This is a genomic window from Escherichia sp. B1147, from assembly GCF_001660175.1.
GTDB classification, from domain to species: Bacteria; Pseudomonadota; Gammaproteobacteria; order Enterobacterales; family Enterobacteriaceae; genus Escherichia; species Escherichia whittamii.
Window position 1 is genome coordinate 258,802 of record NZ_LFHY01000008.1, and the last position, 24,170, is coordinate 282,971.

Genomic DNA, 24,170 nt, shown 5'->3' on the forward strand with positions numbered 1-24,170 from the left:
ACGAAAGACAAAACTGAAAAACACCATTAACAAATGATTTTCAGAATAAATTCATATTAAATATTAATGAATTGATAATATATATAGACGGGAATTATCCCTGCCCGGTCAGGCAGGGGATACGTTTACGCCATTAGTGGCAGAAGTTGCTGATAGAGACGACGGAATGTTTCGCGTCGTGGCTGATAAGCGGCATAATGCTGCGCGTTCGGCATATGCGATTGCTCCAACGGCAGTTGCGGTAACAATTCACTGAGCGATTTAGCTGGATTCACCGCAATCTGCGCCAACCTTGCTGCGCCCAGTGCTGGCCCTACATCACCACCCGTGCGGTAATCCAACTGCTGACCGCTGATATCCGCCAGCATCTGACGCCAGTACTCACTACGCGCTCCACCACCAATCAGCGTAATACTTTGCGGTTTAATGCCGCAGGCGTGCACTACATCTATGCCATCGGCCAACGCATAACCCACGCCTTCCAGCACTGCTCGCGCCAGTTCATTAGGGCCGTGCTGATGGGTCAGGCCAAAGAAAACCCCCTTCGCCTGTGGATTATTGTGCGGGGTGCGCTCGCCGGAAAGATAAGGCAAAAACCAGATTGGCTCGGCACTTTCATCTGCCTGTTGCGCAGCTGCAATTAAGGCTGGGACATTGCTCAGGCCGGTTAATTTCGCGGCCCAATCCAGACACGATGCCGCACTCAACATCACCGACATTAAATGCCAACGCTGTGGTAATGCATGGCAAAAGCTGTGTACGGCGCTTTCCGGCTTGCTTAAAAAGCCTTCGCTCACCGCAAAATAAACACCAGAAGTTCCCAGCGACAGCATTGCCTGGTTGGCATCAACCATACCCACACCAATCGCGCCAGCCGCGTTATCGCCGCCGCCCGCGACAACGGGCACTGCCGCCATTCCCCATGCTGTTGCCACCTCGGGTAGCAAAGTCCCGGTAACTTCACTGCCTTCGTATAATGCTGGCATCTGGTCACGAGACAGCTGGCAAGCTTGCAGCATGACATCACTCCAGTCACGCTTCGCGACATCCAGCCACATGGTGCCTGCCGCATCAGACATATCACTGGCAAACTCTCCGGTCATACGCAGACGCAAATAATCTTTCGGCAATAAAACTTTGTCTACCTGGCGGAATATCTCCGGCTCATGGCGTTGCACCCACAGCAGCTTAGGCGCGGTAAATCCTGGCATCATCAGATTGCCGGTTATAGCGCGCGAATCCGGGACTCGTGCTTCAAGCAAAGCGCACTCTTGCGCACAGCGCCCGTCATTCCACAAAATGGCTGGACGTAATACTTGTTGTCGAGCATCAAGTAACGTTGCTCCGTGCATCTGTCCGGCAATCCCTAACGCCTTAACCTCTTGCAAAGAATATTGTTGCGCAAGCGTTCTCACCGCACGATCAGTTGCCTGCCACCACTGTTCCGGGTCTTGTTCCGACCAGAGGGGATGCGGGCGCGAAACGGTTAGTTTTTCTGTTTGTGAAGCGATTACCTCACCCTGCTCGTTGAGCAGAATGACTTTCACGCCCGATGTGCCAAGATCTATCCCGATATACATAGCGATCGTTCCTTAAAAAATGCCCGGCATCGCTACCGATAACCGGGCCAACGGACTGCACAATTAGCCGTTATTTGTCGAACAGATAATGGTTTACCAGATTTTCCAACTGCTCCTGGCGACCACTCTGATGCACCGGTGCAAGATTATGTTCCTGGGCATATTTTGCTAAATCCGCCAATGACATTTGGCCTTTCAGAATTTGCTGGCCCAGTTCGCTATTCCAGCCGGAATAACGTTGCGCTACGCGTTTATCCAGCTCACCGTCTTCAATCATGCGTGCTGCAATTTTCAGCGCCAGTGCCATCGTATCCATCGCGCCAATATGACCGTAGAACAGGTCATACTTATCGGTGCTCTGACGACGTACTTTGGCATCGAAGTTCAGACCGCCGGTAGTGAAACCGCCTGCTTTGAGGATTTCATACATCACAAGCGCATTCTCTTCCACGCTGTTCGGGAACTGGTCAGTATCCCAGCCCAACTGCGCGTCACCACGGTTGGCATCAACAGAACCGAACAGTCCGAGCGCAATGGCAGTGGCAATTTCATGGTGGAAAGAGTGACCCGCCAGCGTTGCGTGGTTTGCTTCAATATTCAGTTTAATCTCTTTTTCCAGGCCAAACTGCTTCAGGAAGCCGTAGACCGTCGCGGCATCGTAATCATATTGATGTTTGGTCGGCTCTTGCGGTTTCGGTTCGATAAGCAGGGTACCCTGGAAACCGATTTTATGTTTATGCTCAACCACCATCTGCATAAAGCGGCCAATCTGTTCACGCTCCTGTCGCAAATCGGTATTCAGCAGAGTTTCGTAACCTTCGCGACCGCCCCACAATACATAGTTTTCACCACCCAGTTTATGCGTCGCTTCCATCGCCGTAACGACTTGTGTTGCTGCCCAGCTGAAAACTTCCGGATCTGGATTCGTAGCTGCGCCCGCGCCATAACGTGGGTTAGTAAAGCAGTTAGCGGTTCCCCACAGCAGTTTCACTCCGCTCTCTTCTTGTTTGCCTGCCAGCACATCGACCATTTGCGCAAAGTTATTGATGTACTCTTTTAACGATGCGCCTTCTGGAGAAACGTCCACATCGTGGAAGCAATAAAAAGGCACATGTAATTTGTGGAAAAACTCAAATGCGACATCTGCTTTACGCTTCGCCAATGCCAGCGCCTCGCCAGGTTGCTGCCACGGACGGTTAAACGCGCCTACACCAAACATATCCGCCCCGTTCCAGCAGAAGGTGTGCCAGTAGCAAGCGGCAAAACGCAAATGGTCTTCCATACGCTTACCCAACACCAGTTCGTCGGGGTTGTAGTGACGGAATGCTAACGGGTTAGAGGATTTGGGACCTTCATAACGAACGCGATCGAGCTGGTCAAAATAAGCCTGCATAATGAACTCCATAATCAGGTAATGCCGCGGGTAATGGATGATGTCGTAATATTGGGCACTCCCTTTCAGTTGCTCAATTATGTTATTTCACACTGCTATTGAGATAATTCACAAGTGTGCGCTAGCTCGCAAAATAAAATGGAATGATGAAATTGGGTAATTACTCGAAGAGAAAAATGCAACAAATTCGATTAACCAACAAAAATAAGATCTCGGTCATAAATCAAGAAATAAACTAAAAATCATAATCGAAAGATAAAAATCTGTAATTGTTTTCCCCTATTTAGTTGCTAAAACTTGGTTACGTTTAACGCGGTGATTGTTACTTTTTAAAGCTACCCTCTAACAAAAGAAGGCCTCTGAACCATGAAAATAAAGAACATTTTACTCACCCTGTGCACATCACTTCTGCTAACCAACGTTGCGGCACATGCCAAAGAAGTCAAAATCGGTATGGCTATTGATGATCTCCGTCTTGAGCGCTGGCAGAAAGACCGGGATATTTTCGTGAAAAAAGCTGAATCTCTCGGCGCAAAAGTATTTGTGCAGTCTGCAAATGGTAATGAAGAAACTCAAATGTCGCAGATTGAAAACATGATTAACCGGGGAGTCGATGTTCTTGTCATTATTCCGTATAACGGACAGGTATTAAGTAACGTTGTAAAAGAGGCAAAACAAGAAGGTATTAAAGTATTAGCTTACGACCGCATGATTAATGATGCTGATATCGACTTTTATATTTCTTTCGATAACGAAAAAGTGGGCGAACTACAAGCAAAAGCGCTGGTCGATATCGTCCCGCAAGGAAATTATTTCCTGATGGGCGGCTCTCCGGTAGATAACAACGCCAAGCTTTTCCGCGCCGGGCAAATGAAAGTATTAAAACCTTACGTCGACTCCGGGAAAATTAAAGTCGTCGGTGACCAATGGGTTGATGGCTGGTTACCAGAAAACGCGCTGAAAATTATGGAAAACGCGTTGACCGCCAACAATAACAAAATTGACGCTGTTGTTGCTTCTAACGATGCTACTGCTGGCGGGGCGATTCAGGCGTTAAGCGCGCAAGGTTTATCAGGGAAAGTCGCCATTTCCGGCCAGGATGCAGATCTCGCCGGCATTAAACGTATTGCTGCGGGTACGCAAACCATGACGGTGTATAAACCGATTACTCTACTGGCAAATACTGCTGCAGAAATTGCCGTTGAACTGGGTAACAATCAACAACCTAAAGCAGATACCACGCTGAATAATGGGCTGAAAGATGTGCCATCCCGCCTGCTGACACCTATTGATGTGAATAAAAACAACATCAAAAACACGGTGATTAAAGACGGTTTCCACCAAGAGAGCGAGCTTTAAGCGTTACGTCCCTGTCGATAACAGGGACGTGATTTCTCTCCATGCCGCATGAACTGATTGGCTTAGGTGGAGTCGTTATGTCTTATCTACTTGAAATGAAGAGCATTACCAAATCTTTCGGCAGCGTAAAGGCGATAGATAACGTCAGTTTGCGGCTAAATGCTGGTGAGATCGTCTCACTTTGTGGTGAGAACGGTTCTGGTAAATCAACATTAATGAAAGTGCTATGCGGAATTTATCCCTTTGGCAGTTACGAAGGCGAAATTACTTTTGCTGGTGAAGTAATACAGGCAAGTCACATCCGTGATACCGAACGCAAAGGTATCGCCATCATTCACCAGGAATTAGCATTGGTGAAAGAGTTGACCGTGCTGGAAAATATCTTTCTTGGCAATGAGATAACCCGCAATGGGATTATGGATTATGACCTGATGACGCTACGCTGTCAGAAACTGTTAGCGCAAGTCAGCTTATCCATTTCACCAGATACCCGCGTTGGTGATTTAGGGCTTGGGCAACAACAACTCGTTGAAATTGCCAAGGCACTCAATAAACAGGTGCGTTTATTAATTCTCGATGAACCGACAGCCTCATTAACTGAGCTGGAAACCACAGTTTTACTGGATATTATTCGCGATCTGCAACAACACGGCATCGCCTGTATCTATATTTCTCACAAGCTCAACGAAGTCAAAGCGATTTCCGACACAATTTGTGTTATTCGCGACGGTCAGCACATAGGTACGCGTGATGCAGTCGGAATGAGCGAAGACGATATTATCACCATGATGGTTGGGCGAGAATTAACGGCACTTTACCCAAACGAACCGCATACTACTGGCGATGAAATATTACGTATCGAGCACCTGACGGCATGGCATCCGGTTAATCGTCATATTAAACGGGTTAACGATGTCTCGTTTTCCCTGAAACGTGGCGAAATACTGGGGATTGCCGGACTGGTTGGCGCTGGTCGCACCGAAACTATTCAATGCCTTTTTGGTGTTTGGCCCGGGCAATGGGAAGGGGAAATCTATATTGATGGCAAACAAGTGGATATTCGTAATTGCCAGCAAGCCATCGCCCAGGGTATTGCGATGGTGCCAGAAGACAGAAAACGCGACGGCATCGTTCCAGTAATGGCGGTTGGTAAAAATATTACCCTTGCCGCACTCAATAAATTTACCGGGGGTATTAGCCAACTTGATGATGCCGCAGAGCAAAAATGTATTCTGGAATCCATCCAGCAACTCAAAGTGAAAACATCTTCCCCCGACCTTGCTATTGGACGTTTAAGCGGTGGCAATCAGCAAAAAGCGATCCTGGCGCGCTGTCTGTTACTCAACCCGCGCATTCTCATTCTTGATGAACCTACCAGGGGTATCGATATTGGCGCGAAATACGAGATCTACAAATTAATTAACCAACTCGTCCAGCAGGGTATCGCCGTTATTGTCATCTCTTCTGAATTACCTGAAGTGCTTGGTCTTAGCGATCGCGTACTGGTGATGCATGAAGGGAAACTAAAAGCCAACCTGAAAAATCATAACCTGACTCAGGAGCAGGTGATGGAAGCCGCATTGAGGAGCGAACATCATGTCGAAAAGCAATCCGTCTGAAGTGAAATTAGCCGTACCGACATCCGGTGGCTTCTCTGTGCTGAAATCACTGAATTTACAAGTCTTCGTGATGATTGCAGCAATCATCGCTATCATGCTGTTCTTTACCTGGACTACTGACGGTGCCTATCTAAGCGCCCGTAACGTCTCCAACTTGCTGCGCCAGACCGCGATTACCGGCATCCTTGCGGTAGGGATGGTGTTTGTCATAATTTCTGCCGAAATCGACCTCTCGGTCGGCTCGATGATGGGGCTATTAGGCGGCGTCGCTGCTATCTGCGACGTCTGGTTAGGCTGGCCTCTACCATTCACCATCATTGTGACGCTAGTTCTGGGCCTGCTTCTCGGCGCCTGGAATGGTTGGTGGGTCGCGTACCGCAAAGTGCCTTCATTTATTGTCACCCTGGCAGGTATGTTGGCATTTCGCGGCATCCTTATTGGTATCACCAACGGCACGACGGTTTCCCCCACCAGCGCCGCAATGTCACAAATTGGGCAAAGCTATCTACCCGCCAGCACCGGTTTCATCATCGGCGCGCTTGGCTTAATGGCTTTTGTCGGCTGGCAATGGCGTGGAAGAATGCGCCGACAGGCTTTGGGTTTACAGTCTCCGGCATCTACAGCGGTGGTCGGTCGTCAGGCTTTGACCGCCATCATCGTATTAGGCGCAATCTGGCTGCTGAATGATTACCGTGGCGTTCCTACTCCGGTCCTGCTGCTGACGTTACTGTTACTCGGCGGCATGTTTATGGCAACAAGGACAGCCTTCGGGCGGCGCATTTACGCTATTGGCGGCAATCTGGAAGCAGCGCGACTCTCCGGGATTAACGTAGAACGCACCAAACTTGCCGTGTTTGCTATCAACGGTTTGATGGTGGCCATCGCTGGGTTAATTCTCAGTTCGCGGCTTGGCGCAGGCTCGCCTTCTGCCGGTAATATCGCCGAGCTGGACGCGATTGCAGCCTGCGTGATTGGCGGCACCAGTCTGGCTGGCGGCGTAGGGAGTGTTGCGGGGGCTGTGATGGGGGCATTCATCATGGCTTCGCTGGATAACGGCATGAGTATGATGGATGTTCCGACCTTCTGGCAGTATATCGTCAAAGGTGCGATTCTGTTGCTGGCAGTATGGATGGACTCCGCAACCAAACGCCGTTCCTGATTTTGATAAAAATTTTCTCAAAACCGGTAACGTGTTGCCGGTTCTGAGTTTTTGCATGATTCAGCAGGAAAAGAACCATGTTTACTAAACGTCACCGAATCACATTACTGTTCAATGCTAATAAAGCCTATGACCGTCAAGTTGTAGAAGGTGTGGGGGAATATTTACAGGCGTCACAATCGGAATGGGATATTTTCATTGAAGAAGATTTCCGCGCCCGCATTGATAAAATCAAGGACTGGTTAGGAGATGGCGTTATTGCCGACTTTGACGATAACCAAATCGAGCAAGCGTTGGCTGATGTTGACGTCCCCATTGTCGGGGTTGGCGGCTCGTATCACCTGGCAGAAAGCTACCCGCCCGTACATTACATTGCCACTGATAACTATGCGCTGGTTGAAAGCGCATTTTTGCACTTAAAAGAAAAAGGCGTTAACCGCTTTGCTTTTTATGGTCTGCCAGAGTCGAGTGGCAAAAGATGGGCAGCCGAACGCGAATATGCTTTTCGCCAGCTCGTTGCTGAGGAAAAGTACCGTGGTGTCGTTTATCAGGGGTTGGAAACAGCACCAGAAAACTGGCAGCACACGCAAAACCGGTTGGCCGACTGGTTGCAAACGCTGCCACCGCAAACCGGAATTATTGCCGTTACTGACGCTCGGGCGCGGCATATTCTGCAAGTTTGCGAGCATCTGCATATTCCCGTACCGGAAAAACTATGCGTAATTGGCATCGATAACGAAGAGCTGACCCGCTATCTTTCTCGCGTCGCGCTTTCTTCGGTTGCCCAGGGTGCGCGGCACATGGGCTATCAGGCGGCAAAACTTCTGCATCGGTTGTTAGATAAAGAAGCGATGCCGTTGCAGCGGATTTTGGTCCCACCAGTACGCGTCATTGAACGGCGTTCTACGGATTACCGTTCGTTGACCGACCCGGCTGTTATTCAGGCCATGCATTACATTCGTAATCACGCCTGCAAAGGGATTAAAGTGGATCAGGTGCTGGATGCGGTGGGCATATCGAGATCCAATCTTGAGAAACGGTTTAAAGAAGAAGTAGGTGAAACTATTCACGCAATGATTCATGCCGAGAAGCTGGAAAAAGCGCGCAGCCTGCTGATTTCTACTACCTTGTCGATCAATGAGATATCGCAAATGTGTGGTTATCCATCGCTGCAATATTTCTACTCTGTATTTAAAAAAGCGTATGACACGACGCCAAAAGAGTATCGCGATGTAAATAGCGAGGTCATGTTGTAGCGGGAGGGGAAAAGCCGCCTGGCATGATAAGACGCGCCAGCGTCGCATCAGGTAACGCAGCACAACCACCTGATGCGAGCAAAAGCCTTATCCGACCAACAAGCCGGATAAGGCTCGAGGGAATGCAATTACATATGCGCAGCGATTAACCGCTGGTTATCCTGGTACATCGCGAACAGGTAGTTGTTATAACTCTGTCCTTTCGTGGAATAACCTTTCAGCTTATGAATCATCGCCGTAGCGGTAACTTCCTGATCCGCTTTACGCAATTGTGCACGTGATTTGCGGAAAGAAGCATAAGCCGGATGCGTATTCAGGTTAGTGACATAGGCGCTCACCGATTCTTTTACAGAACTGAACTGTGAGTAGCCCTTCACTTTACCCGGCGCATTGGTACAACGCCCTTTCATGCACTTCATGCCAAACAGGTTGTTGTTGTTACGCGCCAGCTTCGACGTACCCCAACCACTTTCTGCCGCAGCCATCGTCGCCACCATACTGGTCGGGATAATGTCTACGCGTTCAAGTAGCGTATTCCACGGGATTTTTCGTGTATTACCAGACCACTTCACCTTATAGCGTTTGGCAATGTCTTGCAGACGTGCACGCTCTGAAGGTGACCATTGACCCTGGTACTGCTTTGAAATCAGCCAGTTACGTTCCGCCGTAATGGCAGCATTTTGGCTGGTAATATAGGGCATTACAGTCCGGAGAAACGCTTTTTTCCTTGGTGTTCCGGAAGGGTATTTTCGCAAATCAGGAAGTGAACTACTCTTTGCACTATTGCGAGAATACTCTTGTTTACTGCTTACCTGTTTATTACTAGCTTTGGTTATGTGGGACTTTTGACTCGCTGTTGTCGTGTGCGTTTTCGCTAACACCTCACTCGAAAACATCAGAGTGAGTAACATAAGAATCATCGCCCCATATCGTCGTATGGGAGTCAAAATCATCAGTTCTCCTGGTCGGATTTAATCATTCCAACGCCTTATATTTTTCACAAATTTGAGAGTTGAATCTCAAATCATATCAAAAATAGCGGTCAAACGCACCCCAAGGAATAGTCCAAATCTGAAACTATGTCACGTATAAACCGTTCAGATTGGCGCTAAATCGCAGAAAATGTGGGGTTTATCGCAAAAAATAAGCTTAAATCTCAGGTGAACTACTCCCCCTTTCGTCTCATCCTGGTGCAATGAGCATCAGGGAGGAGTTTTACCAGCATTATCACTGGCAAACTGGTGAAATTCGCAGCAACAAGGACTCACCCGTTATGAAACTTGCCGCCTGTTTTCTGATACTCCTGCCCGGTGTTGCCATTGCTGCCGACTGGACATCTCAGGGATTTCCCATCTTTGCTGAACAAAGCACAGGAACATTTGTTAGTCACGCGCAGCTGACCAAAGGTACGCGACCGCTAACGCTAAATTTTAACCAACAGTGCTGGCAGCCTGCGGATGCGATAAAACTCAATCAGATGCTTTCTCTCAAACCTTGCGATAGCACGCCCCCCCAGTGGCGATTGTTCAGGAACGGTGAATATACGCTGCAAATAGATACCCGCTCCGGCACGCCAACGTTGATGATTTCTCTCCAGAACAACGCCGAACCGGTAGCAAACCAGCTCCGTGAATGCCCGAAATGGGATGGACGACCACTTACGCTTGATGTCAGTGCCACCTTCCCGGAAGGTGCGGCAGTCCGGGATTATTACAGCCAGCAAATCACGACGGTGAAAAACGGCCAAATAACATTACAACCTGCCGCCACCAGTAACGGCTTACTACTACTGGAACGGGCAGAAACTGACACCTCGGCCCCTTTCGACTGGCATAACGCCACCGTTTACTTTGTGCTGACAGACCGTTTCGAAAACGGCGATCCCAGCAATGACCAGAGCTACGGTCGTCATAAAGACGGTATGGCGGAAATTGGCACTTTTCACGGCGGCGATTTACGCGGCCTGACCAACAAACTGGATTATCTCCAGCAGCTGGGCGTCAATGCTTTATGGATCAGCGCCCCGTTTGAGCAAATTCACGGCTGGGTGGGCGGTGGTACAAAAGGCGATTTCCCGCATTATGCCTACCACGGTTATTACACACAGGACTGGACGAATCTTGATGCAAATATGGGCAACGAAGCCGATATGCGTGCGCTGGTTGACGGCGCGCACCAGCGCGGTATCCGCATTATTTTTGATGTGGTGATGAACCATACTGGCTATGCCACGCTGGCGGATATGCAGGAGTATCAGTTTGGTGCGTTATACCTTTCTGGTGATGAGCTGAAAAAAACGCTGGGTGACCGCTGGAACGACTGGAAGCCCGCCGCCGGGCAAACCTGGCATAGTTTTAACGATTACATCAATTTCAGCGACAAAGCTGGCTGGGATAAATGGTGGGGGAAAAATTGGATCAGAACGGATATCGGCGATTACGACAATCCTGGATTCGACGATCTCACCATGTCGCTGGCCTTTTTGCCGGATATCAAAACAGAATCCACCACCGCTTCTGGTCTGCCGGTGTTCTATAAAAACAAACTGAATACCCACGCCAAAGCCATCGACGGCTATACGCCACGCGATTACTTAACCCTCTGGTTAAGCCAATGGGTCCACGACTACGGTATTGATGGTTTTCGGGTCGATACCGCTAAACATGTTGAATTGCCCGCCTGGCAGCAACTGAAAACTCAGGCCAGCGCCGCACTTCACGAATGGAAAAAAGCTAACCCCGAGAAAGCGTTAGATGACAAACCTTTCTGGATGACCGGCGAGGCCTGGGGTCACGGCGTAATGCAAAGCGACTACTATCGCCACGGATTCGACGCGATGATCAATTTTGATTATCAGGAACAGGCGGCGAAAGCGGTCGATTGCCTGGCTCAGATGGATACCACCTGGCAGCAAATGGCAGAGAAATTGCAAGATTTCAACGTGTTGAGCTACCTATCCTCACATGATACCCGCTTGTTCCGCGAAGGGGGCGACAAAGCAGCTGAGTTATTGTTACTCGCGCCAGGTGCAGTACAAATCTTTTATGGTGATGAATCCTTACGTCCGTTCGGTCCTACCGGTTCTGATCCCCTACAAGGCACACGTTCTGATATGAACTGGCAGGATATCAGCAGTAAATCTGCCGCCAGCGTCGCACACTGGCAACGCATCAGTCAGTTCCGCGCACGACATCCAGCTATTGGCGCAGGCAAACAAACGGCGATTTCGCTGAAACAGGGGTACGGATTTGTCCGTGAACACGGCGACGATAAAGTAATGGTCGTCTGGGCGGGGCAACGGTAATTTTTCTGGCTTCCCGTGCGGCAGTACGTCGGGAAGCCATCCAGCCTAAAATACCAACCTAATCGAAAACTACAGCATAAAGTGTCAATCCACCGTCCGCAGCGTGATTTGCACCCTGGCAAATGTAGCGTTATTGTTACCTTCCTTGCTACAGAGTTCGACAGATATCCCGCTATGACATTCTCCCTTTTTGGTGACAAATTTACCCGCCACTCCGGCATTACGCTGCTGATGGAAGATCTGAATGACGGTTTACGCACCCCCGGCGCGATTATGCTTGGCGGTGGCAATCCGGCGCAGATCCCGGAAATGCAGGACTATTTCCAGACGCTGCTATCCGACATGCTGGAAAGTGGCAAAGCCACTGATGCGCTGTGCAATTACGATGGGCCACAGGGGAAAACGGAGCTGCTGTCTCTGCTTGCCGGTATGTTACGCGAGAAGCTGGGTTGGGATATCGAACCACAGAATATTGCACTAACAAATGGTAGCCAGAGCGCCTTTTTCTACTTATTTAACCTGTTTGCCGGACGCCGTGCCGATGGCCGGGTCAAAAAAGTATTGTTCCCGCTGGCACCGGAATATATTGGCTACGCGGATGCCGGGCTGGAAGAGGATCTGTTTGTCTCTACGCGCCCGAATATCGAACTACTGCCAGAGGGCCAGTTTAAATATCACGTCGATTTCGAACATCTGCACATTGGCGAAGAGACGGGGATGATTTGTGTCTCGCGACCGACGAACCCAACAGGTAATGTGATAACCGATGAAGAGTTGCTGAAGCTGGATGCGCTGGCGAATCAGCACGGGATCCCGCTGGTGATTGATAACGCCTATGGCGTCCCTTTCCCGGGCATCATCTTCAGCGAAGCGCGCCCGCTGTGGAATCCGAATATCGTGCTATGCATGAGCCTTTCCAAGCTAGGTCTACCTGGTTCGCGCTGCGGCATTATCATCGCCAATGAAAAAATCATCACCGCCATCACTAATATGAACGGCATTATCAGCCTCGCGCCTGGCGGCATTGGTCCGGCGATGATGTGTGAAATGATAAAGCGTAACGATCTGCTGCGCCTGTCAGAAACGGTCATCAAGCCGTTCTATTACCAGCGTGTTCAGGAAACTATCGCCATCATTCGCCGCTATTTACCGGAAGATCGCTGCCTTATTCATAAACCAGAAGGGGCAATATTCCTCTGGTTATGGTTTAAGGATTTGCCGATTACCACCGAGCAACTCTACCAGCGCCTGAAAGCACGCGGCGTGCTGATGGTGCCGGGCCACAACTTCTTCCCGGGGCTGGATAAACCGTGGCCGCATACACATCAATGTATGCGCATGAACTACGTGCCGGATCCGGAGAAAATTGAGGCGGGCGTGAAGATTCTGGCAGAAGAGATTGAAAACGCCTGGGCTGAAAGCCATTAAAAATAGCCTGATGCGCTGCGCTTATCAGGCCTACAGAATTTCTGCAATATATTGAATTTGCGATATTTTGTAGGCCGGATAAGGCGTTTACGCCGCATCCGGCATAAACAAAGCGCACTGTGTCAACAAACTGAATAGCATCTCAAACAGGTTGCTGCTGTAACCGTTGACGCTGGATTTTTTCGACATCCATACACTGCAACGCCTTTGTCGGGCAGGCTTCAACACAGGCCGGTCCCGTCGCCCGATGCCAGCACAGATCGCACTTAATTGCCCTCGCCTTTGTGCGCGCCGAAACCACCTCCATCGCGCCAAACGGGCAAGCCACCATGCAGCTTTTACAGCCAATACAACGTGATTGTTCAACGAAGATATGCCCATGTTCGCGGCGAATCGCCGCCACAGGGCAGACATTCGCACACGGCGCATCTTCACACTGATGACAGGCAACTACCGTGGTCCAGGTATGGTCTTTGATGACACGAATTCGCGAAATAAACTCGCCCGGCGACAACGCAGCGCAATCCTGATTTTCCTGATGCGACACCGCGCAAGCCACTTCACAGGTACGGCAACCGATACATTTCGTCGCATCCGCAATAATAAACCGGTTCATGATCACTCCTTTGCACTAAAACAGCAGAGTGCCAGAGAGCGCCCCCCTACTGCTTTGATCCAACGAAGGATATGTTAAAGTTCTGTCACCTGTCTAAAGCGTTATGTGATCGCGCCCTGGTCGTCCCTGACAGTAAATCCCAGTTCATTAGAGATAGCCCGAGCGGTTTCACGCAGTGGTTTCAGAAGATTCTTCTCCCCCACCTGTTTCAACCGTGATGTCGAAAGCGAAATCGACACGGCATACGACACCCGTCGATGAATATCAAATACTGGAACAGCAATACAGGAGACGCCGAGCTCATTTTCTTCTCTGTCCATCGCGACTCCGCTTTCACGAATGTGCGCCAGTTCGTCGAACATCGCGGGTAACTCGGTAATGGTGTTGCGGGTTAACGGCTGGATTTCATTCTGATGGCTTTCCCAGTACGACTTCACGTAGTCCGGGTGACCAAATGCCATGTAGATTTTGCCCATCGCCGAACAGTAGAGCGGCATATGCTGGCCAATATAGGCGCGGGTACGCAGCATTCCGGTGGTGGGCTCGAGTTTATAAATCAAAATAGCGTGATCATCTTCGCGGCTGGAGAAGTTAATGGTTTCACCGGTGGCAATGTTCAGCGTCTCAAGATGCGGCGCAGCAATATGAATAATATTTAGCGAAGACAGCGCCTTCTGACCGACGGCAATAAATTTAGTGGTCAGGCGGTAACTCCCTGCGGCGGGCGCGGTAGTCACATAGCCACAGGATTGTAATCCCTGCAATAAGCGATGGACGGTACTCTTATTTAAACCTGCCAGTTCCGAAAGATACGCTAGCGGGCAACCGTTTGGATAGTTGCTCAAAATCTCAATCAGCATCAACCCACGAAACAGGCTCTGACTTCCAGCTGGGCGCTCTTTTTCCTGCGCCAACTCGTGCTCTTTTTTTCCCATCGCTTTCTTCCCCTTTTTATCGCGCCCTGATGGTAACGCAAAGTGTGTCGTAGTTCACGATCTCGACAGATAATTTATAACTATTTGATTTATATGATTTTTGAAAATCATGGTGCGGATTGCTTTGTTAAAAAGCGATCGATATATTTGAAATCAAATTTCGCATAGTGGAATTTTAAGCTAAAAAAGCGATCAACAAACACAAGGAAGACAGGGATGAAAGTGACATTTGAGCAGTTAAAAGCAGCCTTTAATCGGGTACTAGTTTCACGTGGCGTTGACAACGAAACGGCTGATGCCTGCGCCGAGATGTTCGCCCGTACCACCGAGTCCGGCGTTTATTCTCACGGCGTTAACCGTTTCCCACGCTTCATTCAGCAACTGGATAATGGCGATATCATTCCTGACGCCCAACCAAAACGCGTGACCAGCCTCGGCGCAATTGAGCAGTGGGACGCCCAGCGTTCGATCGGTAACCTGACGGCGAAAAAGATGATGGATCGTGCCATTGAACTGGCGGCAAATCATGGGATTGGCCTGGTGGCGTTACGTAATGCCAACCACTGGATGCGTGGCGGCAGCTACGGCTGGCAGGCGGCGGAGAAAGGCTACATTGGCATCTGCTGGACCAACTCCATCGCAGTGATGCCGCCGTGGGGTGCAAAAGAATGTCGTATCGGCACCAATCCGCTGATCGTCGCTATTCCTTCCTCACCTATTACGATGGTCGATATGTCGATGTCGATGTTCTCCTACGGCATGTTAGAAGTAAACCGCCTGGCGGGTCGCGAGCTGCCTGTAGACGGTGGCTTCGACGATGAAGGCAACCTAACCAAAGAGCCGGGCGTCATTGAGAAAAACCGCCGCATTTTGCCAATGGGTTACTGGAAAGGTTCCGGCATGTCGATTGTGCTGGATATGATCGCCACTCTCCTTTCTGATGGCGCATCGGTTGCAGAAGTCACCCAGGATAACAGCGACGAATACGGCGTTTCGCAAATCTTTATCGCCATTGAAGTAGACAAACTGATCGAAGGCACCACCCGCGACGCCAAGCTACAACGCATCATGGATTACGTTACCAGTGCCGAGCGCGCTGACGAAAATCAGGCCATTCGTTTACCCGGCCACGAATTTACTACCCTGCTGGCTGAAAATCGCCGTAACGGCATCACCGTTGATGACAGCGTATGGGCAAAAATTCAGGCGTTATAAGGAGATAAGCCATGATCTTTGGACATATCGCGCAGCCCAATCCGTGCCGTTTGCCCGCAGCCATTGAAAAGGCGCTCGATTTTCTGCGCACTACCAACTTCAACGCCCAGGAGCCGGGCGTTGTCGAAATCGACGGCAAAAATATTTTTGCGCAAATTATCGATTTAACGACGCGAGATAAAATCGAAAACCGTCCAGAAGTGCATCGTCGGTATATCGATATTCAGTTTCTGGCGTGGGGCGAAGAGAAAATCGGCATTTCCATTGACACGGGGAATAATAAAGTCAGCGAAGAATTATTAGAACAGCGCGATATTATTTTTTATCACGACAATGAACATGAATCATTTATAGAAATGATACCGGGTAGTTACGCGATTTTCTTCCCGCAAGATGTTCACCGCCCGGCATGTAATAAAAATGCCCCAACGGCAATCCGGAAAATCGTGGTTAAAGTGGCCCTCTGCGCTTTATAAAAAGTTATTACTGGAGCACAAAATGAAAGCGAATAATGCCGGTTATATTATCGGTGCGTATCCCTGTGCACCTTCTTTTCATCAAAGAAGTGAAGAGGAAGAGAAGGAATTCTGGCGACAATTATCTGATACACCCGATATTTTCGGGCTGGAACAACCCTGCCTGGAAAACTTCCACCCGCTGGGCGACCAATGGTTGCTCCGTCATACGCCGGAGAGCTGGAAATTTGTCGTCACCGCTGTGATGGAAACCATGCGCCGCCGCAACGAAAACCACGGTTTTGGCCTCGCCTCCAGCGATGAAGAGCAACGTCAGGCCTGCGTGGCGTACTATCGCCACTTGTTAAATAAAATAAACTCATTGCCGGCAAATAAAGTACTCGCACTGGAGATCCAGGCTGCACCATTAGCAACGAATCCCAATGTTATGCAAGCGACAGACGCTTTTGCCCGCTCATTGAAAGAAATCGCCAGCTGGGACTGGCCGTGCAAACTGGTGCTGGAACACTGCGATGCCATGACGTCTTCAGCACCCCGCAAAGGTTTTCTGCCTTTAGAAAATGCCCTGCAGGTCATTGCCGATTATGACGTCAGCATCTGTATCAACTGGGCGCGCTCCGCTATTGAAGGGCGCAATACAACGCTGCCGCTGACGCACACCCAAATGGCGAAACAGGCCGGAAAACTCGGCGCACTGATGTTCTCTGGTACGACGTTAAACGGAACATACGGCGAATGGCAGGATTTGCACGCACCGTTTGCTCCATTCTGTGCGGAAAGCCTGATGACCACAGAGCATGTTCGCGAGTTATTTAATGCAGCAAAACCGTCAACATTGCATTTTTCTGGCATCAAGCTGCTAGAAATAAATGCGACGTCTGATGTGCAACATCGAATCGAAATATTACGCAACGGCATTCACTCTCTGAATGAATCTCGTTAATCCGTTTCACTTAAATAGCACACTGAATGTCTTATTAGTCGTTTTCCAATAAATATTACGAATACCAACAACATCAATTAATGAAAACATATGGCATAACAAGAAGGACTCGTTATGAAACGGATACTCGAAGGCATTCTTGCGGTCATCATCGCAATACTGTCTTGTATTATTTTTATTAATATAATTCTTCGATATGGATTCCACACAAGTATATTATCGATTGATGAATTATCTCGCCTTTTATTTGTCTGGTTAACCTTTATTGGCGCTATTGTTGCTTATATGGACAACAGTCATGTACAGGTCACTTTTATAGTCGAAAAACTATCCCCCACCAACCAACAACGCGTCTCGTTTCTAACGCATACGCTTATTTTATTGCTGTGTCTGGGCCTGGCCTGGGGGGCAATAGAAAAAACAGCGCAGGACTGGAGCAACTTATCCCCCATTCTTGGCGTACCCGTTGGTTTAATGTACGCCGCCGCTATCCCCACCAGCCTGATTATCGCAATGCTGGAATTGCGTCATTTATATCGGCAGTTAACAAGTGCCCCCAGCCGAAACCAACAAGGAGCCTGACGATGACAATCCTTATATTTATTGTCAGCTTGTTAGGGGCTATCGCCCTTGGCGTTCCCATCGCCTGGGCATTATTACTGTGCGGCATCTCATTGATGTTCTGGATGGATATCTTTGATGTGCAAATTCTGGCGCAAACGCTGGTCAACGGTGCAGACAGTTTCTCCCTGCTGGCGATCCCCTTCTTTGTGCTGGCGGGTGAGATCATGAACGCGGGCGGCCTGTCGCAACGTATTGTCGATTTACCGATGAAACTGGTGGGCCACAGACCTGGCGGTCTGGGTTACGTTGGCGTGCTGGCGGCAATGATCATGGCAAGCCTTTCCGGTTCTGCAGTTGCTGATACCGCAGCCGTCGCGGCGCTGCTGGTGCCGATGATGCGTCAGGCCAACTATCCGGTAAACCGCGCCGCCGGGCTTATCGGTTCCGGCGGTATTATTGCGGCCATTATCCCTCCCTCTATTCCACTCATTATCTTCGGCGTCTCCAGCGGGCTCTCCATCAGTAAACTTTTTATGGCGGGTATCGCGCCGGGCATCATGATGGGCGTCACGCTGATGGTTACCTGGTGGTGGCAGGCAAAACGACTGAATTTACCTTGTCAGCCGAAAGCCTCACTGCGGGAAGTCTGGCAATCCTTAATTTCCGGTATTTGGGCGCTCTTTTTACCAATAATTATTATTGGCGGTTTCCGTTCGGGGTTATTCACACCTACCGAAGCAGGCGCGGTTGCCGCCTTCTATGCCCTGTTCGTCTCGGTGGTGGTCTATCGCGAAATGACCTTCTCCACGCTTTATCATGTCCTGATCAACGCGGCGAAAACCACTTCCGTAGTCATGTTCCTGGTGGCCTCTGCTGCGGTATCTGCATGGCTTATTACTATCGCCGAATTACCCATGATGGTATCGGAGCTATTACAACCGTTGGTTGATTCACCTCGCTTATTATTCATCGTCATTATGCTCGCTATTATGGTGATCAGTACGGTAATGGACTTAACGCCCACCGTATTAATTCTTACCCCAGTATTAATGCCCTTGGTGAAAGAAGCGGGAATAGATCCGGTCTATTTCGGCATCATGTTTATTATCAACTGTTCAATATCACTGATTACGCCTCCGGTGGGTAACGTTCTTAACGTGATATGCGGCGTGGCGAAACTTAAATTTGACGATGCGGTAAAAGGCGTTGCGCCTTACGTCATGGTTTTATTCATGTTGTTAGCATTATTTATTTTTATACCGGAGCTGATTACCGCTCCTCTTAAATGGATGAGTTAAAAGGAAATCATAATGAAATTACGTTCTGTAACCTACGCATTATTAATTGCCGGAGTGGCGGCATTCAGCACGTCATCAATGGCGGCACAATCATTACGTTTCGGTTATGAAACATCACAAACCGATTCACAACATATTGCGGCCAAAAAATTCAATGAATTATTGCAGGAAAAAACCAAAGGCGAACTGAAATTAAAACTGTTCCCGGACAGCACCCTCGGCAATGCGCAGGCGATGATTAGCGGCGTGCGTGGCGGCACTATTGATATGGAGATGTCCGGTTCGAATAACTTTGCCGGATTATCACCAGTGATGAACTTGCTCGACGTCCCTTTCCTGTTCCGCGATACCGCCCATGCGCATAAAACGCTCGACGGCAAAGTCGGTGATGACCTGAAAGTCTCCCTTGAAGATAAAGGGCTGAAAGTACTGGCTTACTGGGAAAACGGCTGGCGAGATGTTACCAACTCACGCGCACCGGTTAAAACGCCTGCCGACCTGAAAGGCCTGAAAATTCGCACCAACAATAGCCCGATGAATATCGCCGCATTCAAAGTCTTTGGCGCTAACCCGATCCCAATGCCGTTTGCCGAAGTCTATACCGGGCTGGAAACCCGCACTATCGACGCACAGGAACATCCGATCAACGTCGTCTGGTCAGCAAAATTTTATGAAGTACAGAAGTACCTTTCTCTGACGCACCACGCCTATTCCCCACTTCTGGTGGTGATCAACAAAGCGAAGTTTGATGGCTTAACTCCGGAGTTCCAGCAAGCGCTAATTTCATCTGCACAAGAAGCGGGTAACTACCAGCGCAAACTGGTTGCCAAAGATCAGCAAAAAATCATCGACGGCATGAAAGAAGCAGGCGTGGAAGTGATTACCGATCTTGACCGCAAAGCCTTTAGCGACGCACTGGGTACTCAAGTCCGCGACATGTTTGTTAAAGATGTTCCGCAGGGCGCAGAACTGCTGAAAGCCGTGGATGAGGTGCAATAAACCATGACGCAATACTGGCTGGGGTTAGATTGTGGCGGTAGCTGGCTGAAAGCCGGGCTGTATGACCGCGAAGGCCGGGAGGCAGGCGTGCAGCGCCTGCCGCTGTGCGCATTAAGCCCACAGCCAGGCTGGGTAGAGCGCGATATGGCAGAACTGTGGCAATGCTGCATGGCTGTCATTCGCTCCCTGCTTACCCATTCCGGCGTTAGCGGGGAACAAATAGTTGGTATCGGTATCTCTGCACAAGGGAAAGGCTTATTTTTGCTGGATAAAAACGACAAACCGCTCGGTAACGCCATTTTGTCCTCTGACCGCCGGGCGATGGAAATCGTTCGTCGCTGGCAGGAAGATGGCATCCCGGAAAAACTCTACCCGCTGACCCGACAAACCTTGTGGACCGGGCATCCGGTGTCATTGTTACGCTGGCTTAAAGTGCACGAACCGCAACGCTACGCACAAATTGGCTGCGTGATGATGACGCACGACTATCTGCGTTGGTGTTTAACCGGCGTCAAAGGCTGCGAAGAGAGCAATATTTCCGAATCCAATCTTTACAACATGAGCAGCGGTCAATATGACCCGTGCCTCACCGACTGGCTGGGGATCAGTGAAATCAACCACGCCCTGCCGCCTGTGGTTGGATCTGCCGAAATCTGCGGAGAAATCACCGCTCAGACAGCCGCACTGACCGGTCTGCAAGCGGGTACGCCCGTTGTCGGCGGCTTGTTTGATGTGGTTTCTACCGCACTCTGCGCCGGAATAGAAGACGAATTCACCCTCAATGCGGTAATGGGCACCTGGGCGGTGACCAGCGGCATAACCAGTGGTTTAGGTGACGGTGAAGCGCATCCGTATGTCTATGGCCGCTACGTTAATGATGGTCAATTTATCGTTCACGAAGCCAGCCCCACCTCTTCCGGCAACCTCGAATGGTTTACCGCGCAGTGGGGCGAAATCTCGTTTGATGAGATTAATCGGGCCGTTGCCAGCTTACCGAAAGCCGGTGGCGATCTGTTTTTCCTGCCGTTCCTGTACGGCAGTAACGCTGGACTCGAGATGACCAGCGGTTTCTACGGGATGCAGGCCATTCACACCCGCGCGAACCTGTTGCAGGCCATCTATGAAGGCGTGGTGTTCAGCCATATGACCCATCTCAACCGGATGCGCGAACGTTTTACTGATGTGCACACCCTGCGCGTCACTGGCGGCCCGGCGCATTCCGATGTCTGGATGCAAATGTTGGCGGACGTCAGCGGTCTGCGTATCGAGCTGCCGCAGGTCGAAGAAACCGGCTGTTTTGGCGCAGCGCTTGCCGCCCGCGTCGGCACCGGGGTTTATTGCAACTTCAGCGAAGCCCAACGTGACTTACAGCACCCGGTGCGCATCCTGCTGCCGGATATGACTGCGCATCAGCTTTACCAACGAAAATATCAACGCTATCAGCATCTCATTGCCGCACTTCAGGGTTATCACGCCCGCATCAAGGAGCACACATTATGAGCAGACCACTTCTGCAACTGGCCCTCGACCATTCATCACTTGAAGCCGCGCAGCGCGACGTTACGCTGTTAAAAGACAGCGTCGATATTGTCGAAGCAGGCACGATTCTCTGCTTAAACGAAGGGATTGGCGCGGTGAAGGCCTTGCGTGAACAGTGCCCGGACAAAATCATCGTCGCCGACTGGAAGGTGGCCGACGCTGGTGAAACGCTCGCTCAACAAGCATTTACTGCAGGCGCTAACTGGATGACCATTATCTGCGCTGCACCGCTCGCGACGGTGGAAAAAGGCCACGCTGTGGCGCAGAGTTGCGGTGGTGAAATCCAGATAGAGCTGTTTGGTAACTGGACGCTGGACGACGCCCGCGACTGGCATCGTATTGGCGTGCGGCAGGCGATATATCATCGTGGTCGTGATGCGCAGGCCAGCGGGCAGCAGTGGAGCGAGGCCGATCTGGCACGCATGAAAGCGCTTTCTGATATCGGTCTTGAACTTTCCATTACCGGCGGTATTACGCCTGCCGACCTGCCGCTATTTAAAGATATCCGCGTGAAAGCGTTTATTGCCGGGCGGGCGTTGGCAGGCGCAATAAATCCGGCACAGGTGGCTGCCGATTTCCATGCACAAATCGACGCTATCTGGGGAGGCGCGCGTGCGTAATCATCCGTTAGGGATTTATGAAAAGGCGCTGGCGAAAGATCTCTCCTGGCCGGAGCGGCTGGTGTTGGCAAAAAGCTGCGGTTTTGATTTTGTCGAAATGTCGGTAGATGAAACTGACGAACGTTTGTCACGCCTTGACTGGAGCACCGCGCAACGTGCCTCGCTGGTTACCGCGATGATCGAAACGGGCGTCGCCATTCCGTCAATGTGTCTGTCCGCACATCGCCGTTTCCCTTTTGGCAGCCGGGACGAGGCGGTACGTCAGCGGGCGCGGGAGATTATGAGCAAAGCGATTCGTCTGGCACGCGATCTCGGCATTCGCACCATCCAGCTGGCGGGTTACGACGTCTATTACGAAGAGCATGACGAAGGCACCCAGCAACGGTTTGCCGAAGGGCTGGCGTGGGCGGTCGAACAGGCCGCTGCCGCGCAGGTGATGCTGGCGGTAGAGATTATGGATACCGCGTTTATGAACTCCATCAGCAAATGGAAAAAGTGGGACAAGATGCTCGCCTCGCCGTGGTTCACCGTCTACCCGGATGTCGGCAATCTTAGCGCCTGGGGCAATGATGTTCCCGCCGAACTGAAACTGGGCATTGACCGTATCGCCGCGATCCACCTGAAAGATACTCAACCAGTCACCGAGCAAAGCCCAGGCCAGTTCCGCGACGTGCCGTTTGGCGAAGGCTGCGTCGATTTTGTTGGCATTTTCAAAACGCTGCATGAACTGAACTATCGCGGATCATTTCTGATTGAGATGTGGACCGAAAAAGCCAAAGAGCCGGTGCTGGAGATTATTCAGGCGCGGCGGTGGATTGAAGAACGCATGTCAGAGGCTGGATTCGGCGAGTAATCTCTCACTCCGGGGCATTGTTGCTCCGGAGCTACGAATTAATATGTTCCTTGCTGTAACGTCGTTTCCACACCGCAGGTGTTAAACCGGTGTGTTTGCGAAAAATCTGCCTGAAATAGCCGACGTCATTAAATCCGCACAACGCTGCCACTTCAGTAAGCGATCGCGCGTCGCTAATTAACAGCTTTTCGGCTTCGCGCACTCGCTGGCGATGGATAGCTTCCGTCAACGTCAAACGAAATACCCTACGATACACGCGCCCAAGATAATCGGCATTACAGTAGAGTTCGCGGGCCAAAATTGCCGTGGAAAGCGGGCGATGATATTGCGTGCGGATCAGCTTTTGTGCTTTCCAGGCAAGGGCGGTGCCTGCAGTATCGGCTTGTTCATCAAGACGTACATCGAAGGTAATCTGCTGTAAAATCAACAACACAATAAACTCCAGTGCAGGGCTACGCTGATGCTTTTCCTGCTCGCTTAAAAACTGGCGAAACAGTGCACTCAACGCCTGAGGGTCGGCGACTTTGGTTTGCTGCGGCACGCTAAGATGAGTGAGCCAGCGCGGATCGTTGTCTGGCGCTTTAACCTCAAAATGTAGCCAGTAAAATTTAAGGTCAGCGGGGAAATCCTCAACACCAACGTGCTGACGTTCCGGCCAGAGCAATAAACTCTCTCCCGCATCAACCTGAAATATCTGCTCTTCTTCCTGAATCGTTAATCGACCTTTTTCGACAAAGATAATTTCCCATGACTCAAGCCGCCTTGCCGGATGCCTCCCGATGCCACGGGAAATAAATAATCCGCCGTTTTGTACTTTAATCGGTAATGTTATGGATAATTCGAGCATCGATATGTATTTTCCCGCTTAACTGGTGAGGATTAAACAGATTACCTTTTGATTATTAATCAAAAATATTAATTTCACTCGATCTGTTTCACACTTTTAAATTCAGGTCGGAATCGTCACCTTTTTTTACTCTTTTCTCGCCTTGTTGATATTGCAGATCACGGCAG

21 protein-coding genes are annotated in these 24,170 nt (G+C 50.2%); 15 read left to right on the top strand and 6 right to left on the bottom strand.

The window, feature by feature from the left end:
* Positions 1-125: 125 nt before the first annotated feature.
* The gene (gene xylB, locus A9180_RS08545) at positions 126-1,580 is read right to left on the bottom strand and encodes a xylulokinase (RefSeq protein WP_064527880.1); all 1,455 of its coding nucleotides are present in this window, start codon (positions 1,578-1,580) and stop codon (positions 126-128) included.
* 70 nt (positions 1,581-1,650) lie between these two features.
* Entirely contained in the window at positions 1,651-2,973 is a 1,323-nt protein-coding gene (gene xylA / locus A9180_RS08550; RefSeq protein WP_064527882.1) for a xylose isomerase, read from the bottom strand.
* A gap of 366 nt (positions 2,974-3,339) precedes the next feature.
* Between xylA and xylF the strand changes: the two genes are divergently transcribed.
* The 4 genes from xylF (at position 3,340) to xylR (ending at position 8,366) form a co-directional block, all read left to right on the top strand.
* Positions 3,340-4,332, top strand: a complete 993-nt coding sequence (gene xylF, locus A9180_RS08555; protein ID WP_064527884.1) for a D-xylose ABC transporter substrate-binding protein — start codon at positions 3,340-3,342, stop codon at positions 4,330-4,332.
* Positions 4,333-4,409: 77 nt separating this feature from the next.
* Positions 4,410-5,951, top strand: coding sequence for a xylose ABC transporter ATP-binding protein (locus tag A9180_RS08560; RefSeq protein ID WP_064528031.1), 1,542 nt, complete (start codon positions 4,410-4,412; stop codon positions 5,949-5,951).
* Complete coding sequence (gene xylH / locus A9180_RS08565; RefSeq protein WP_064527887.1) at positions 5,929-7,110, top strand: xylose ABC transporter permease XylH; 1,182 nt, start codon at positions 5,929-5,931, stop codon at positions 7,108-7,110. Before A9180_RS08560 ends, xylH begins: the two co-directional genes overlap by 23 nt.
* Positions 7,111-7,187: 77 nt before the next feature.
* Entirely contained in the window at positions 7,188-8,366 is a 1,179-nt protein-coding gene (gene xylR, locus A9180_RS08570) for a D-xylose utilization transcriptional activator XylR (protein ID WP_064527888.1), read from the top strand.
* Positions 8,367-8,494: 128 nt separating this feature from the next.
* Here the strand turns inward: xylR and A9180_RS08575 are convergent, their stop codons facing one another.
* Positions 8,495-9,319 carry a protein bax gene (locus A9180_RS08575; RefSeq protein ID WP_064527890.1) on the bottom strand — a complete coding sequence of 275 codons (825 nt, stop codon included), beginning with the start codon at positions 9,317-9,319 and terminating at the stop codon, positions 8,495-8,497.
* A gap of 320 nt (positions 9,320-9,639) precedes the next feature.
* On the opposite strand from A9180_RS08575, the gene malS reads away from it, so the two are divergent.
* Both malS and avtA read left to right on the top strand, forming a co-directional pair.
* Positions 9,640-11,670 carry an alpha-amylase gene (malS, locus tag A9180_RS08580; RefSeq protein WP_064528033.1) on the top strand — a complete coding sequence of 677 codons (2,031 nt, stop codon included), beginning with the start codon at positions 9,640-9,642 and terminating at the stop codon, positions 11,668-11,670.
* A gap of 174 nt (positions 11,671-11,844) precedes the next feature.
* Entirely contained in the window at positions 11,845-13,098 is a 1,254-nt protein-coding gene (avtA, locus tag A9180_RS08585) for a valine--pyruvate transaminase (RefSeq protein WP_064527892.1), read from the top strand.
* Positions 13,099-13,240: 142 nt separating this feature from the next.
* Here avtA and A9180_RS08595 read toward each other — a convergent pair whose 3' ends face one another.
* Positions 13,241-13,714: a 4Fe-4S binding protein gene (locus A9180_RS08595; protein ID WP_064527901.1), complete on the bottom strand. Its 474-nt coding sequence runs from the start codon at positions 13,712-13,714 to the stop codon at positions 13,241-13,243.
* A gap of 101 nt (positions 13,715-13,815) precedes the next feature.
* Positions 13,816-14,649 carry an IclR family transcriptional regulator YiaJ gene (gene yiaJ, locus A9180_RS08600; protein ID WP_064527903.1) on the bottom strand — a complete coding sequence of 278 codons (834 nt, stop codon included), beginning with the start codon at positions 14,647-14,649 and terminating at the stop codon, positions 13,816-13,818.
* A gap of 216 nt (positions 14,650-14,865) precedes the next feature.
* Here yiaJ and yiaK point away from each other — a divergent pair, with 216 nt between their 5' ends.
* From yiaK to A9180_RS08645, 9 genes are all read left to right on the top strand, one after another.
* Positions 14,866-15,864, top strand: coding sequence for a 3-dehydro-L-gulonate 2-dehydrogenase (gene yiaK, locus A9180_RS08605; RefSeq protein WP_064527904.1), 999 nt, complete (start codon positions 14,866-14,868; stop codon positions 15,862-15,864).
* Between the two features lie 11 nt (positions 15,865-15,875).
* Positions 15,876-16,340, top strand: a complete 465-nt coding sequence (locus A9180_RS08610) for a YhcH/YjgK/YiaL family protein (protein ID WP_064527906.1) — start codon at positions 15,876-15,878, stop codon at positions 16,338-16,340.
* A gap of 22 nt (positions 16,341-16,362) precedes the next feature.
* On the top strand, positions 16,363-17,283 hold the full coding sequence (locus tag A9180_RS08615; RefSeq protein WP_064527908.1) for a DUF4862 family protein: 921 nt from the start codon (positions 16,363-16,365) through the stop codon (positions 17,281-17,283).
* A 114-nt stretch (positions 17,284-17,397) separates the two neighbouring features.
* Positions 17,398-17,865: a 2,3-diketo-L-gulonate TRAP transporter small permease YiaM gene (yiaM, locus tag A9180_RS08620; RefSeq protein ID WP_064527910.1), complete on the top strand. Its 468-nt coding sequence runs from the start codon at positions 17,398-17,400 to the stop codon at positions 17,863-17,865.
* A gap of 2 nt (positions 17,866-17,867) precedes the next feature.
* On the top strand, positions 17,868-19,145 hold the full coding sequence (gene yiaN / locus A9180_RS08625) for a 2,3-diketo-L-gulonate TRAP transporter large permease YiaN (protein WP_064527912.1): 1,278 nt from the start codon (positions 17,868-17,870) through the stop codon (positions 19,143-19,145).
* A 12-nt stretch (positions 19,146-19,157) separates the two neighbouring features.
* Entirely contained in the window at positions 19,158-20,144 is a 987-nt protein-coding gene (yiaO, locus tag A9180_RS08630) for a 2,3-diketo-L-gulonate TRAP transporter substrate-binding protein YiaO (protein ID WP_064527913.1), read from the top strand.
* 3 nt (positions 20,145-20,147) lie between these two features.
* Positions 20,148-21,644, top strand: a complete 1,497-nt coding sequence (gene lyxK, locus A9180_RS08635) for an L-xylulokinase (RefSeq protein WP_064527915.1) — start codon at positions 20,148-20,150, stop codon at positions 21,642-21,644.
* On the top strand, positions 21,641-22,303 hold the full coding sequence (gene ulaD / locus A9180_RS08640; protein WP_064527917.1) for a 3-keto-L-gulonate-6-phosphate decarboxylase UlaD: 663 nt from the start codon (positions 21,641-21,643) through the stop codon (positions 22,301-22,303). Before lyxK ends, ulaD begins: the two co-directional genes overlap by 4 nt.
* A complete protein-coding gene (locus A9180_RS08645) occupies positions 22,296-23,156 on the top strand; it encodes an L-ribulose-5-phosphate 3-epimerase (protein ID WP_064527919.1) in 861 nt (286 codons plus the stop codon). Before ulaD ends, A9180_RS08645 begins: the two co-directional genes overlap by 8 nt.
* 31 nt (positions 23,157-23,187) lie before the next feature.
* Here A9180_RS08645 and A9180_RS08650 read toward each other — a convergent pair whose 3' ends face one another.
* A complete protein-coding gene (locus A9180_RS08650) occupies positions 23,188-24,003 on the bottom strand; it encodes a helix-turn-helix domain-containing protein (protein WP_064527921.1) in 816 nt (271 codons plus the stop codon).
* Between the last annotated feature and the right edge of the window lie 167 nt (positions 24,004-24,170).